Source organism: Micromonospora sp. WMMD723 (assembly GCF_049863385.1).
GTDB lineage: Bacteria > Actinomycetota > Actinomycetes > Mycobacteriales > Micromonosporaceae > Micromonospora > Micromonospora wenchangensis.
The window spans coordinates 5053601-5066567 of sequence record NZ_JBMKNR010000001.1 but is presented as its reverse complement, the minus strand read 5'-3'; the positions used below and the strand labels follow the sequence as shown (position 1 = coordinate 5066567).

Below are 12967 nucleotides of genomic sequence, written 5' to 3'. Positions count from 1 at the left end.
ATCAATTATTGACGTCATGTAGCGAGGAGGGTCCGTGGGCAGCAGCCTGAGGCGACGCAGGATAGTGAGCAGAACGGCCTTACCGGCGGCGGTGTTGTTGCTGGTCGGCGGCGCGGTGGCGGTCCAGTCCGGCACCCCGGCCGTCGCCGCCGAGACCACGCTGCGGGCCGCGGCGGCCAAGGCCGGGCTGTTCTTCGGCACCGCGTCCTCACCGAACCGGCTCTACCCGATCCTCGGTCAGGAATTCGGCCAGCTGACCCCCGAGAACGACATGAAGCCCGACCGGATCGCCACGTCGAGCGGTGGGCTGCAGAACACCAGCGGCGCGGACCAGCTGGTCAACCACGCGCAGAGCAACGGCATGCTGGTCCGGGGGCACACCCTGGTGTGGCACTCGCAGGCGGGCGCGCTGCAGGGGGCCAGCCAGGGCACGCTGAACACCTTCATCGGCAACGCCATCAACCGCTGGGGCAGCAAGATCGCCTACTGGGACGTGGTCAACGAGGCGCTGGAGGACAACAACACCGGCCGCCGCCGCAACCAGTGGCCGCACACCATGAACCGGGACGCCAACGGCGACGGCGACTTCTTCGACGCCGGGGACACCGACGTCATCCGGGACTCGTTCATCCGGGCCAAGCAGGTCGTGCAGGCCGGGGGCTACACCACCAAGCTCTGCATCAACGACTACGACGTCGAGGGGCTGACCGTCAAGGGCGGTGGCCCGAACCGCAAGGCCAACGCGCTGTACGACATCGTGCGGACCTACCGCCAGTACATCGACTGCGTCGGGTTCCAGTCGCACTTCAACGACAACCCGAACAGCATCATCAGCAACGACCTGCAGGCCAACATCCAGCGCTTCGCCGACCTCGGCGTCGAGGTGCACCTGTCCGAGGTCGACATCGACGACGACCTGAGCAACAACGACATCGGCGCCGGCCAGGCGGACAACTACCGCAAGGTCGTCCGGGCCTGCCTGAACGTCGCGAAGTGCACCGGCATCACCGTCTGGGGCATCTCCGACAGCGAGTCGTGGCGCTCCTCCGAGCGGGGCCTGCTGTTCACCGGCGGCAACGGCAACTACCAGAAGAAGGCCGCGTACTACGCCGTCCTCGACGAGCTGAACAAGGGCCGGACCACCACCCCGCCGACCACCACGCCGCCGCCGACCACCCCGCCGCCCACGACTCCCCCGCCCACCACCCCGCCGCCGACAACGCCGCCGCCCACCACCCCGCCGCCGACGACTCCCCCGCCGACCACGCCGCCGCCGGCGGGCGGCTGCACGGCCACGGTGTCGTTGAACTCCTGGACCGGCGGCTTCGTCGCCACCGTCCGGGTGACCGCCGGCAGCGCGCCGATCCAGGGCTGGAACGTCCAGCTCACCCTGCCGTCGGGTGCCGCGATCACCAACGTGTGGAGCGCCGAGCGCACCGGCACCAGCGGCAGCGTCCAGTTCAGCAACGTCAACTACAACGGCTCGGTCGCCGCCGGCCAGTCCACCGAGTTCGGCTTCCAGGGCACCGGGTCCGCCACCGGCCTGACCCCGGTCTGCACCGCCTCCTGAGCACCGCCCGTCCCGGGTGGGCGCGGACCGCCCGCCCGGGACGGGCACAGGGGACCGGCACGGGCCGGGAGAAACTCCTGACGGCGCGAGGACGACCCGGCGGGTGACCGCCGGGTCGTCCTCCGGTCATCCGGGCGGCAGGCTAGGTTGCCCGGATGAGTCTCCTCGATGACGTCGCGCAGCGGGACGGTTGGCGATGCTGGGTGTGCGACGAACCGGTCGACGCCGACATGTCGGTGAACCACGCGCGTGGTCCCAGTGTCGACAGCCGCACCGCCGACCGGAAGGCCAAGGTCGTGGAGCGGCTCGCGCACCGCGCCTGCAACAGCCGCAAGGGGGCGGTCAAGGTCGTCATCGCCTGGCCGGAACACCTGCACGTGGTGGAGCCCGCGCCGCTGATCACCGTCGCCGAGCGGCTCTCCCGCAAGGCAGGCCGTGAGCTGGTCGCCCGCTGTCCGCGCCGCAGGGACGCCCAGGAGGCGGCGGACTGGCTGGTGGACCGGTTCTCCCGGCTGGTGCCCGGACTGCCGGTGACCGCGAGCGTCGAGGAGGGCGGTGGGCAGTACCTCGTCGCCCTGACCAGCGGTCGTCGCTGACGGCGGGGGCTCGCCGCTCCCCCGGACGTCGGGTCAGCTCGGCAGGGCGTCGCCGCCCACCGCTCCCCGCGCCGCCAGGGTCGTCGGCCAACGCAGGCCGTCGAACGCCGCCGCGACCCGGGTACGGGTACGGTATCGCCCCCACACCTGCACCGAGGGCCGCGCAAGACGCGGATTCACTTCCGCATCCGGCCTCCGACCTGCGGGATCGACGATCGCCGGTGGCCGCCCGCGTGCCGGCGACGCAGCACCGCCAGGGCCGCCGACAGCAGCACCACCCCCGCGCCGGCACCGACCGACAGCCACCGGACCGGCACCGGGGACGGGTCGACGGTGGCGGCGATCCACTCCCCGAGGACGTCGGTGCGGGCACTGAAGTCGGGGCCCGGATGGGGACATCCCGGCCCGGTGCTGACCAGGGCCACCAGGACGGCCGTACCGTCGGCGCGCTCCCGGAAGTAGGGGCCGCCGGAGTCGTGCGGACACGGGCTGGTGTCCGCCCGGGGTCGCCGGCCGGAGGTCTCGACGAGGTCCGCACCGACCCGGTCGACGGTGAACTCGCCGGTCTGGAGCCGGTCCGTCGGCGCGGCGGCGTCGGCGGCGGTCAGGCCGTACCCGGTCAACCGCAGCACCTCGCCGGCCACCGGCGGCCCGTCGGCGATCTCCAGCGGCGGCACACCGGTGACCGCGGTGTCGAGTTCGACCAGGGCCACGTCCGCGCCGTCCGCCTGACGGACCGCGACGACGCCGGCCTCGTAGCCGTCCCGGCCGCCAAGGTCCGTCCGCCCCACCGTGACGGTGGTCCGCTCCGCCACCGTCCGGCTGACCCGCCGGCCGTCCGGGGTACGGAAGCAGTGGCCGGCGGTGATCACCCAGCGCGGGGCGACCAGCGCGCCGGAACACCAACTGTCCCGGGTGCCGCCGCCGCCCGCCGGCAGACCCGTCATGGTCAGCCGGGCGGTGAACCGGTACGCGCCGTCGGCCGCGTCCTCGCCGTGGGCGATCGCCGACGCCGGCCGGGGCGCGACGGGAGCGACGGCAACCGCCGTGGCCGCCACGGCGACCATGACACACTGTGTGGCGAGTCGGAGCACGGGTTCACCAGCCTGTACGTACGGGAGCAGGAACGCTGCGATGCTGCGCCCCCGGCCGTGCGGGCGGCGTCAGCGGCACCCTTATCGGTTCTTTATGCGCCGGGTGCCAGCCTTGCGGGCGGTCCCGGGCACGGGGGAGGCGACGGGAGGGGGACGGCGTGCGGGTGCTGATGGCCGACGACGAGCGGGTGCTGGCCGACATGGTCGCCGAGGGGCTGCGCCGGTTGTCCATGGCCGTCGACGTGGTCTACGACGGCGACAGCGCCCTGGAACGGCTCGCCGTCAACCGCTACGACGTGGCAGTGCTCGACCGGGACATGCCCGGCCAGACCGGCGACGAGGTGTGCCGGTGGATCGCCGGCTCCGCCACCGGCACCCGGGTGCTGCTGCTGACCGCCGCCGCCGGCATCCGGCACCGCGTCGAGGGCCTCGGCCTGGGCGCGGACGACTACCTGACCAAGCCGTTCGCCTTCGCCGAACTCGTCGCCCGGTTGCAGGCGCTGTCCCGGCGCTCGACCCCGGCGCTGCCCCCGGTGCTGGAACAGGACGGCCTCGTGCTGGACGTCACCCGGCACACGGCCACCCGGGACGGGATGCCGCTGGCGCTGTCGCCCAAGGAGTACGCCGTCCTGCACGTGCTGATGCGCGCCGGCGGCCGGGTGGTCAGCGCCGAGGACCTGCTGGAACAGGCGTGGGACGAGAACGCCGACCCGTTCACCAACACGGTACGGACCACCGTGATGACCCTGCGCCGCAAGCTCGGGGACCCGCCGGTGATCCACACCGTGCCCCGGGTCGGCTACCGGCTCGGGGCATGAACCTGCCCTCACCGGCCCGGCGGATGCTCCTGGTCGTCGGGGCGCTCCTGCTCGTCGCCCCGTTCGTGACGACGGCCGCCGACCTGCTGCTCGCGCTGTGGCGGGAGTTCGGCCCGTCGTGGTGCACCATCCCCGAGTTGCGGGCGCCGGGCGACGACGCCCCGTTCGTCTGCGTCCAGGTGTTCCGGCGGCCGAGCATCCCCCTGGCGATCGCCGTGACGATCGTGCTGCTGACCCTGCTGGCCGCCGCCTACCCGGCCGTGCGCTGGTGCCTGCGTCCGCTGCGGGACCTCGTCCCGGTGATCGCCGACGTCGGGCCGCAGAACCTGGGCCACCGGCTCAGGCCCGGTCCCGGCCGCGATGAGCTGGCCGTCCTCGGCCGCACCATCGACGAGATGATGGACCGGATCGCGGTGGGCTACGAGGCGCAGCGCCGGTTCGCCGCCGACGCGTCCCACGAGCTGCGCACCCCGTTGGCCGTCCAGCGCACCCTGATCGAGGTCGGCCTGACCCGCACCCTCACCGACGACCAGCTCGCACTGCTCGCCGCGCAACTGCTGGAGACCAACGAACGCAACGAACGCCTCATCGAGGGGCTGCTGGTGCTCAGCGAGAGCGACCGTGGCCTGCTGACCCGCGTCCCGCTGCGGCTCGACCGGATCGTCGCGACGGTGCTCGACGCCCACCGCAGCCGCGCCGAGCAGGCCGGGGTCACGATCGTCAGCCGGCTGAGCCCCCGGCTGGTCGTCGGTGAGCAGGTGCTGCTGGAACGGCTGGTCGTCAACCTGGTGCAGAACGGCCTGAAGTACAACCGGCCCGACGGCACCCTTACGGTTCAGGTGGGCACCGATCCGGCGCTGGTGGTCGAGAACACCGGCGACGACGTCCCCCCGGACGAGGTCGCCGCCCTGTTCGAGCCGTTCCGACGCCGGTTCGGCAAGCGTATCGACCACAGCGGCGGCGCGGGCCTCGGCCTGGCGATCGCCCGTTCGATCACCCGGGCGCACGAGGGCATCATCACCGCCTCCTCCACCGGCCGCGACGGGCTGCGGGTGCAGGTCACCTTCCCGACCGTGGACACCGGCACGGACGACGGCTGAGTCGGCGGGCCGACCCGACGCTCAGTCGTTGTCGCCCGGACGGGCGACCGGTTCGCCGCCGATGCAGCCCACGTTCACCTCGAACTCCCCCGCCGGGCCGGCGAAGGTCACCTCGGCGTCGTCGTCCGGGCCCCGGTCCACGTCCTTCACCCGGTAGTCCTGCGCCGGTGCCCAGGAGACCAGCCGCACCTCGGACCCGACGCACTCGGCGACCGCCGTACCGCCGGGGGTGGAGAAGCTGCGACGCTGGCCGGGCGTCGCGGCGGGGCCGACGGTCGGGGACGACGACGCGGACGCCGCCGGGGCCGACGGTGCCGCCGGGGTCGGCTCGGGGGCCGCCAGGGCCCGCTCCACCTCGGCCTGGCTGCGCACCCCGCCGGGGGTGCCGGTGATGCTCTCCCCGACCAGCCGGATCGCGGCCACCCCGATCAGGGTGGCGAGCACGGCGGCGGCCAGCCAGCCGGCGGTGGCGAGGAGCGTACGGCGACCCATGCCCCGACTATGCCCGACCCGTCGCCAAGCCGGGCCCGGCGGCAGGATAAGCGGAGGTTAAGAGCCGGCCCGTCAGCCGGTGGCACCGGCTAGCCTGCCTAGCGGTGGCAACCCTGCTCCTGATCGGGGACGACGGATGAGACGGCGGCTGGCGCTGCTGGTCGCGGCGACCAGTTGCCTGATCCTGGTGGCCTTCCTGGTGCCGCTGGCCCTGCTGGTGCGCACGGTCGCCGAGGACCGGGCCACCGTCCGGGCGACCGCCGACGTGCAGGGGCTGGTGCCGGTCGTCGGCACCGCCGACACCGCGACGATCCGGTTGACCGTGGAACAGCTCACCGCCGAGTCGGGGCGGCCGGTCAGCGTCTACCTGCCCGACGGCACGGTGCTCGGCGCGCAGGAGCCGCGTACCCCCGCGGTGGCGCTCGCCGCCCGGGGCCAGAGCCTCACCGCGGAGCTGGACGGCGGTCGGGAGATCGTGATCGCGGTGCAGGGCCGGCCCGACGGCACCGGCGTGATCCGCACCGTGGTGCCCCGCGCCGACGTCACCGCCGGGGTGGCCCGCGCCTGGCTGGTGCTGGCCGCCCTCGGCATCGTGCTCGTGCTGCTCGGCCTCGCCGTGGCCGACCGGCTGGCCCGCACCCTGGTCCGACCGATCACCGAGCTGTCCTCGGTCTCGCACCGGCTGGCCAACGCCGAGCTGACCGCCCGCGCCGAACCGGCCGGCCCGCCGGAGCTGCGGGAGGTCGCCGGTGCGCTCAACCACCTGGCCGCCCGGATCCAGGTGCTGCTGCGGGAGGAACGCGAGCAGGTGGCGGACCTGTCGCACCGGCTGCGGACACCGTTGACGGCGTTGCGGCTGGAGGCGGAGTCGCTGCGTGACCCGGACGACGCGGCCCGGGTGGCGGCGGCCGTGGACGGGTTGGAGCGGGCGGTGACCGGCCTGATCCGGCAGGCGCGCTGGCGCAGCGACCCGGCCGACGGTGCTCCCGGCGCGGTCGCCGCCGACGCCGCCGCGATCGTGGGGGAACGGGTCGCCTTCTGGTCGGTGCTGGCCGAGGACACCGGCCGCACCGTCGACCTCGACCTCGCGGCCGGGCCGCTGCCGGTCGGGGTGCCCGCCGACGAGTTGGCCGCGGCCGTGGACGCGCTGCTGGGCAACGTCTTCGCGCACACCCCGGAGGGCACCGGCTTCACCGTCCGGTTGACCCGGGAAGGGGCCGGGGCCGCGCTGACCGTCCGCGACGCGGGACCGGGGATACCGGCCGTGCTGGTGGAACGGGGGGCCAGCCAGGCCGGCTCGACCGGGCTGGGCCTGGACATCGCCCGGCGGGCCGCGCAGGCCAGCGGCGGCCGGCTCGACCTGGGGTCGGGCGCGCAGGGTGGCGCGGTGGTGACGCTGCGGCTCGGGCCGCCCCGGTCGGCCTTAACCGGAGCTTAGGGTCGGCGCAGCGCGCCGCTATCCACCGCCGGGGCACGCTGGGCGCACCAACCGAGAAACTCCGGAGGTACGCATCATGAAGCGCACATCCCTGCTCCTGGCCGCTGCCGGCGGCGCCGCCGTCCTCGCCGTCACCGGCACGGCGATCGGCGTGTCCGCCGCGGAACGGGCCCCCGGCCCCACCGCCACCGCGACCACCGCCCCGGCCCCGGTGGACCCCACCGTCGCGCCGACGGCCGCCACCCCCGGCGGTACGCCGACGGCGGGGACGCCGGGTGGCGGCCCGACGACGGGGACGCCGGGTGGCAGCACCGCCCCGGCCACCGACGACGCGGTGAGCCAGCAGCGGGCCGGTGAGATCGCGCTGGCCAAGGTGGGTGGTGGTCGGATCACCGAGGTCGAGCGGGAGCAGGAGGGGGACCGCCCGGTCTGGAGCGTGGAGATCATCGACGGCGACACCGAGCACGAGATCGACGTCGACCGGGACAGCGGCGGCATCGTCAAGTCCGAGCAGGAGAAGGCGGACGCCGACGACCTGTCCGGTCGCGACGACGACTCCGACGACCAGGACGACGACTCCGACGACCAGGACGACGACGGCGACGACGACTGACCGTCCGGGTGGCGGTCAGAAGGTGTACAGGTCGACCGTGAGGCCACCGGCACCGGAGCGGCTGACCGCCACCCAGTCCGTGCCGGCTCCGACGAGCCACCCCGGATAGCGGCCGAGCTGCCGGCCGGTGTCCACCTCGTACACGAGCACCATCGGGCGCTCGTCCTCGGCTGCGCTGACCGCCACCAGCCCGGCCGTCACCGCCGACCGCCAGCTCGCCGACGTGCCGGGCAGCATCGGGTCCGGCGCGGTCCAGCGGGAGACGCCGGTGGCCAGGTCGAGCAACGCCAGCGCACCCGTGTCGGCGGTGTCGCGTACCAGGACCGACCGGTCGTCGCCGTCGATCGGCACGCCCGCGTTGGCACCCTGCCAGACCGTCCGACCGGTGCGCAGGTCGACCAGTTGCGGTCGCTCGTCGGCGGTGACCGCGACGAGCCGGGTCCCGGCCCCGATCAGCTCCCTGCCGCTGCGGGGGTGCGCCAGCCGCTTGGCGCACCCGCCGTCCTCCCGACGCCCGCTGTAGACCGCGCCGGACCAGCCCTTCGCCCCGGTGCGCGCGTCGACGCTGGCGATGCTGACCGTGCAGCGCCCGTCCCCCTCGGGCGGGTCGTGGTCGGTGCTGACCAGCAGGTCGTCGGCGGCGAAGCCGAACCAGGCCCGGTTCGGCAGCCGCCCGGCGCCGGCCCGCCCGGTGGTGGGGGCGACGGGGGTGTAGGTGGCCGCCCGGGCGGAGGCGCTCAGCCGCACCACGACGTACCGGCCGGCGGCCGGCGCGTACGGCAGGCGCGCGCCGAGGGTCACGTCGCTGACCCGGGCGAACCGGTCGGAGGGCAGTTTCCACAGTTGGCGGCCGCTCTCCAGCTCCCGGCCGATGATCACGCAGGTCGCCTTCGTGCCGGCACCGACGCATTCCCGGGCGTGGACGACCGTGCCCTGCACGACGACGTCCTGACTGCCGTCGGCCCGCCACCGGGTGGCCCCCGTGAGCGCGTCGAGCACCTCCACGCCGCCGCCGTCGTTGTCGCCGGCCACGATGGACCCGTCGGCGATCACGTACCGGTAGCCGCCGTCGAGCGGGTGCCGCCACCGCTCCTGCCCTGTGCCCCGGTCCACCGCCCGCAACTCCCGCTCGTCGGGGACGACGATGAGCTGACCGGTCTCCCCCACCTCCTGGTCGATCCGTCGCAGCGACACCGACCAGGCCAACGCCGGGCCCGGCGGGGGCGACGGGTCGGGCCCGTCGCGCAGCCGCTCGGGGGTCTGCTCGACCGGGGCCGGTGGTCGCTGCGGGCGGTGCTGCGCGCAGGCGGGAAGCCCCACGACCAGGGTCAGGGCGGCAGCGGCGGTACGCCAACGGGCTGGTCGGTGCGACGGCACGGGTTCCCCCTCGGTGGACGGTCGAGCCGTCACCCTAGGACCCGCGCACCTCCCCTGCCACCTGACGGTCGATGCGCCGGTCCCGACGGCGCGGGACATCCACCCCTGGCCGGCGGGACAGGACGCGGACCAGGCTGCGCTGCGCGTCCGATCCGGCGGCGCGCGGTGATCCGGAGGAAGCCCGTGGGTGTGCTGGTGCGGTCCCCGATGCCGACGGCGGCCGGTGCCGCTGTCCGTGGCGGTGGTGGTGGTCATGCTGGGACAGTGGACCGGCCATGCCGAACGTATCTGTGACCGCGCGGTCGACCGGGTGGGCGGTGCTCACCGGCACCGTCCTGCTCAGCCTCGGCGCGGTCGTCGCCTGGGCGGTGGCGACGCCGTCGTGGTCCGCCGCCCAGCTCTACTCGCTGGTCGACCTGCTGGACGGCATCGTCTACGGCACCCTGGCGTGGCTGATCCTGAGCCGGCAGCGGACCGGCAGCCGGATGCCCGCCGTGATCGCCTGCGCGGCGGCGCTGGGCAGCGCGGTCGCCGCCTGTGCCGGCCAGTGGCAGCTCGTCGTGGGCGGGCCACCGGTGCTGACCGCGCTGCACCGGTGGGCCTGGGTGCCCGGCCTGTACGCGCTGGTCGTGGTGATGCCCTGGCTGCTGCCGGACCGGCCGTTGGAGCGGTTCGGCCGGGGCGCGGTCGCCGCCGGGGTCGGCTACGTGGTGGTGACGATGGCCGCCGCCGTCACCGCGCCACCGCCGCTGGGGGTGCTGCCGCTGCCGGACGGGCTGCGGGGCGTGCGGGCCGCGCTGCTGCCCGTCCTGCCGTACCCGCTGGTCGGGCTCGGCCTGCTGGCCTGCGCCGGGTTGGGGTGGCGGTGGCGACGTGGTCCCGCCGCGCAACGCCACGGCCTCGGTTGGGCGACGGCCGGCAGCGGGCTGCTCACCCTGGCCTTCCTCGCCACCCTGCTGCCCCCGGCCGTCCCGGCGGCCCTGCCGGCGCTGCTGATGCTCGCCTCGCAGGCGTTCTTTCCCGCCGCGGTGGCGGTGGTGGTGCTGCGCCAGCAGCTGTGGGGGCTGCGGCTGGCCGTGCGCCGCACCCTCGTGTGGTACCTGATGACCGCGGTGGTGATCGCCGCCTACTGCGCGACGGTGGCGCTGCTCGACCGGTTGCTGCCGCAGCGGCTGCCGCTGCCGCAACTCGTCGTGACCGGGGTGCTCGCGGCGGCCTTCCAGCCGATGCGCGAGGTGGTGCAGCGGCGGGTGGACCGGCTCGTGCACGGTGAGGCCCCGGAGCCGCTGCTGCACCGGGTGGTGCACAGCGTCGGCAGCACCACCGAGATCAGCGCGACGATCGCCGCCGCGCTCCGGCTCGCCGAGGTGCGCATCACCGAGGGTGGGCCGCAGCCACCGCCGGACCCGTACGGCTGTCCGTTGACCGTGCCGTTGACCAGCGGCGACCGGCTCGTCGGCCAGTTGCACGCCTGGCCCCTGCCCGGTGAGCTGCTCGACGGGCGGGCCCGCGAGTCGCTCGCCGTCCTCGCTCCGGTGGTCGCCGCGGTCGTGGACCTGGCCGGCACCAACCGGGACCTGGCCCGCTCGCGCCAACGGCTGGCCGAGGTGCGCGACGAGGAACGCCGCTCCCTGCGCCGCGACCTGCACGACGGTCTCGGCCCCGCGCTCAGCGGCATCGGGTTGGGACTGGCCGCCACCCGCAACCTGCTGCGCCGGGACCCGGATCGGGCCGAGGACCTGCTGGACCGGTTGACCGGCGAGCTGACGGCACGGGCGGCGGAGGTGCGGGACATGGCGCACGGCCTGCTGCCCCCGGTGCTCGCCGACGGCGGCCTGAGCCCCGCCCTGCACCTGCTGCGGGACCAGTACGCCCGCAGCGGCCTGCGGATCGTGCTGCACGGGCCGGCCACCCTGACGCCGCTGCCGGAACCGGTCGCGACCGCCGCCTACGGGGTCACCGCCGAGGCGATCCGCAACGTGCAGCGGCACGCCGGGGTGGACCGGTGCACCGTGTCGCTGGACCAGCGGCCCGACCGGCTGCGGGTCACCGTCACCGATCAGGGTCGGGGCCTTCCGTCCGGCCCCACCGGCCACGGCGTCGGCCTGCACGCGATGCGGGAGCGGGCCGAGGCGGTGGGCGCGACCCTCACCGTGGGGCCGGCCGGCTCCCGGGGCACCACCGTCTGCCTGACCGTCCCCCTGGAGCAGCCGTGACCGACACCCCGATCCGCGTCGCCGTGGTGGACGACCACCCGGTCTTCCGGCTGGGCATGGGCGCGCTGCTCGACACTCTGGGTGGCATCGAGTGCGTGGGCGAGGCCGCCGACGCGTCGACCGCCGTGGCGCTCGTGGCCCGGGTACGCCCGGACGTGGTGCTGATGGACCTGCACCTCGGCCAGGGGTCGGGGATCGAGGTGACCCGGCTGCTGCGCCGCGACCATCCGTCGGTGCGGGTGCTGGTGGTGAGCATGCTCAACGACGACGCGTCCCTGGTCGCCGCGCTGCGCGCCGGAGCCCGCGGCTACCTGCTCAAGGGCGCCTCCGCCGCCGACGTGGAGCGGGGCATCCGGGGGGTGGCCGGCGGTGACCTGGTCCTCGGGGGCCCGCTCGCCGACCGGGCCGGCGCGCTGCTGGGTGCCCGCGCCGACGTTCCGTTCCCGCAGCTCACCGACCGGGAACGGGAGATCCTCGAACTGCTCGCCCGGGGGCTGTCGAATCCGCTGATCGCGCACCGGCTCGGGTTGAGCGCCAAGACCGTCCGCAACAACGTCTCGGTCATCCTGGTCAAGCTGCACCTGGGCAGCCGCGCCGAGGCGATCGCCCTGGCCCGCGACCACGGGCTGGGCGCGCCCAGCCCGGCCGAGGCCCCGGCGGCCCCGGTCCCGGGCCTGTCGTGACCGGGGGCGACCGCGACCCCGGTCACGGGCCGGCCGGCGGCCCGACCGCCGGTCGGGCCGGAATCGGGCGGTCACCCGGCCGGCGGGACGCCACCGTCGGCGGGTCGGCGCGGTCGGGCGTCGGGCAGGGTGACGCCGGTGAGCTGCGCACAGTAGGCCAGCAGGTCCTCCCCGAGCCCGGCGAGCCGCGACGGCGACGGCCGCCAGTCGCGGGTGCTGACGTACCGCCCGCTGGCCAGGACGTCGGGGTCGGTGCCCACGGCGAGGCGCACCTGGGCGCGGGCGGCGTCGTCGGGGCTGGTCGGGGCGGTGGCACCACCCATCCGGGTGCGCACCCAGCCGGGATCGAGGGCGTTGCTCAGGGTGGCGGGCCAGCGGCGGGCGACGGCGACGGCGAGCGCCAGGTCCAGCAGCTTCGAGGTGCAGTACGCCTCGATGCCGTCGAAGGGGCGGGTGTCGTAGCGCAGGTCGGTCAGGTCAGCCACCCCGTCGGCGGCCATCGCCGACGACACGAACACCAGCCGGCCGGGCGGCGGCAGCAGCGCCGTCAGCAGGTACGGCGCGAGCACGTTGACCTGGAACGTCGACTCCAGCCCGTCGCCGGTCAGCTCCCGCTCGACGGCGTCGAGGCGGGCGATCCCGGCGTTGTGGACGATCGCGTCGTACCTGCCGAACGCGGCCAGCGACCGGGCCAGCGCCGTGGTCTCCTCGAGGGAACCCAGGTCGCCGACGACGATTCCGGCCGCGTCGGGGACCGCCGCCTTGGCGACCGCCGCCCGTTGCTCGTCGCGGGCGTGCAGTACGACGCGGTGCCCGGCGGCGACGAGCTGCGCCGCGGTACGCCGACCGATGCCGTCCACCGACCCGGTGACCACCATGGTGCCCATACCGTTCCCTCCGTCCTGGTGCGACCGCACCCCGGGCAGGTCGTTGCCCCGACCGATGGGACCGCGCGTCACTTGGTGACGGC

General features: G+C 75.0%; 13 protein-coding genes. 8 read left to right on the top strand and 5 right to left on the bottom strand.

Translation table 11 applies throughout. The annotated features are described in order from the left end of the window. Positions 1 to 64: 64 nt before the first annotated feature. Complete coding sequence (locus tag ACN261_RS22035; RefSeq protein WP_421481567.1) at positions 65 to 1570, top strand: endo-1,4-beta-xylanase; 1506 nt, start codon at positions 65 to 67, stop codon at positions 1568 to 1570. A 155-nt stretch (positions 1571 to 1725) separates the two neighbouring features. Further along, complete coding sequence (locus ACN261_RS22030; protein WP_421481566.1) at positions 1726 to 2166, top strand: hypothetical protein; 441 nt, start codon at positions 1726 to 1728, stop codon at positions 2164 to 2166. A 33-nt stretch (positions 2167 to 2199) separates the two neighbouring features. On the opposite strand, the gene ACN261_RS22025 is transcribed toward ACN261_RS22030, so the two are convergent. Next, entirely contained in the window at positions 2200 to 2346 is a 147-nt protein-coding gene (locus ACN261_RS22025) for a hypothetical protein (protein ID WP_425851904.1), read from the bottom strand. Continuing rightward, positions 2343 to 3233, bottom strand: coding sequence for a S1 family peptidase (locus tag ACN261_RS22020; protein ID WP_421481556.1), 891 nt, complete (start codon positions 3231 to 3233; stop codon positions 2343 to 2345). Before ACN261_RS22020 ends, ACN261_RS22025 begins: the two co-directional genes overlap by 4 nt. A 185-nt stretch (positions 3234 to 3418) precedes the next feature. Here ACN261_RS22020 and ACN261_RS22015 point away from each other — a divergent pair, with 185 nt between their 5' ends. Together ACN261_RS22015 and ACN261_RS22010 are read left to right on the top strand one after the other, a co-directional pair. After that, positions 3419 to 4078 (top strand): response regulator transcription factor, encoded by a 660-nt coding sequence (locus ACN261_RS22015; protein WP_421481555.1) that lies wholly within the window; start codon positions 3419 to 3421, stop codon positions 4076 to 4078. Next, entirely contained in the window at positions 4075 to 5178 is a 1104-nt protein-coding gene (locus ACN261_RS22010) for a sensor histidine kinase (protein ID WP_421481554.1), read from the top strand. The genes ACN261_RS22015 and ACN261_RS22010 overlap by 4 nt, the downstream gene beginning before the upstream one ends. A 21-nt stretch (positions 5179 to 5199) precedes the next feature. Here ACN261_RS22010 and ACN261_RS22005 read toward each other — a convergent pair whose 3' ends face one another. Continuing rightward, positions 5200 to 5670 carry a septum formation initiator gene (locus tag ACN261_RS22005; protein ID WP_421481553.1) on the bottom strand — a complete coding sequence of 157 codons (471 nt, stop codon included), beginning with the start codon at positions 5668 to 5670 and terminating at the stop codon, positions 5200 to 5202. A 136-nt stretch (positions 5671 to 5806) separates the two neighbouring features. Here ACN261_RS22005 and ACN261_RS22000 point away from each other — a divergent pair, with 136 nt between their 5' ends. Further along, a complete protein-coding gene (locus ACN261_RS22000; RefSeq protein ID WP_425851900.1) occupies positions 5807 to 7108 on the top strand; it encodes an ATP-binding protein in 1302 nt (433 codons plus the stop codon). 76 nt (positions 7109 to 7184) lie between these two features. Further along, positions 7185 to 7721, top strand: coding sequence for a PepSY domain-containing protein (locus ACN261_RS21995; protein WP_421481551.1), 537 nt, complete (start codon positions 7185 to 7187; stop codon positions 7719 to 7721). A gap of 15 nt (positions 7722 to 7736) precedes the next feature. On the opposite strand, the gene ACN261_RS21990 is transcribed toward ACN261_RS21995, so the two are convergent. Then, positions 7737 to 9131 carry a PQQ-binding-like beta-propeller repeat protein gene (locus ACN261_RS21990; RefSeq protein ID WP_425851898.1) on the bottom strand — a complete coding sequence of 465 codons (1395 nt, stop codon included), beginning with the start codon at positions 9129 to 9131 and terminating at the stop codon, positions 7737 to 7739. A gap of 242 nt (positions 9132 to 9373) precedes the next feature. Between ACN261_RS21990 and ACN261_RS21985 the strand changes: the two genes are divergently transcribed. Beyond that, entirely contained in the window at positions 9374 to 11314 is a 1941-nt protein-coding gene (locus tag ACN261_RS21985) for a sensor histidine kinase (protein ID WP_425851896.1), read from the top strand. After that, positions 11311 to 11997: a response regulator gene (locus tag ACN261_RS21980; RefSeq protein ID WP_421481548.1), complete on the top strand. Its 687-nt coding sequence runs from the start codon at positions 11311 to 11313 to the stop codon at positions 11995 to 11997. Before ACN261_RS21985 ends, ACN261_RS21980 begins: the two co-directional genes overlap by 4 nt. 71 nt (positions 11998 to 12068) lie before the next feature. Here the strand turns inward: ACN261_RS21980 and ACN261_RS21975 are convergent, their stop codons facing one another. Beyond that, entirely contained in the window at positions 12069 to 12884 is an 816-nt protein-coding gene (locus tag ACN261_RS21975) for an SDR family NAD(P)-dependent oxidoreductase (protein ID WP_421481547.1), read from the bottom strand. Positions 12885 to 12967 lie beyond the last annotated feature (83 nt).

Bases quoted from the DNA above. Each gene is read 5' to 3' on its own strand.
- ACN261_RS22020 (WP_421481556.1), bottom strand. From the start codon at position 3,233: ATGGTCGCCGTGGCGGCCACGGCGGTTGCCGTCGCTCCCGTCGCGCCC.
- ACN261_RS21995 (WP_421481551.1), top strand. From the start codon at position 7,185: ATGAAGCGCACATCCCTGCTCCTGGCCGCTGCCGGCGGCGCCGCCGTC.
- ACN261_RS21975 (WP_421481547.1), bottom strand. From the start codon at position 12,884: ATGGGCACCATGGTGGTCACCGGGTCGGTGGACGGCATCGGTCGGCGT.
- ACN261_RS21985 (WP_425851896.1), top strand. From the start codon at position 9,374: ATGCCGAACGTATCTGTGACCGCGCGGTCGACCGGGTGGGCGGTGCTC.
- ACN261_RS22000 (WP_425851900.1), top strand. From the start codon at position 5,807: ATGAGACGGCGGCTGGCGCTGCTGGTCGCGGCGACCAGTTGCCTGATC.
- ACN261_RS22010 (WP_421481554.1), top strand. From the start codon at position 4,075: ATGAACCTGCCCTCACCGGCCCGGCGGATGCTCCTGGTCGTCGGGGCG.
- ACN261_RS22005 (WP_421481553.1), bottom strand. From the start codon at position 5,670: ATGGGTCGCCGTACGCTCCTCGCCACCGCCGGCTGGCTGGCCGCCGCC.
- ACN261_RS22030 (WP_421481566.1), top strand. From the start codon at position 1,726: ATGAGTCTCCTCGATGACGTCGCGCAGCGGGACGGTTGGCGATGCTGG.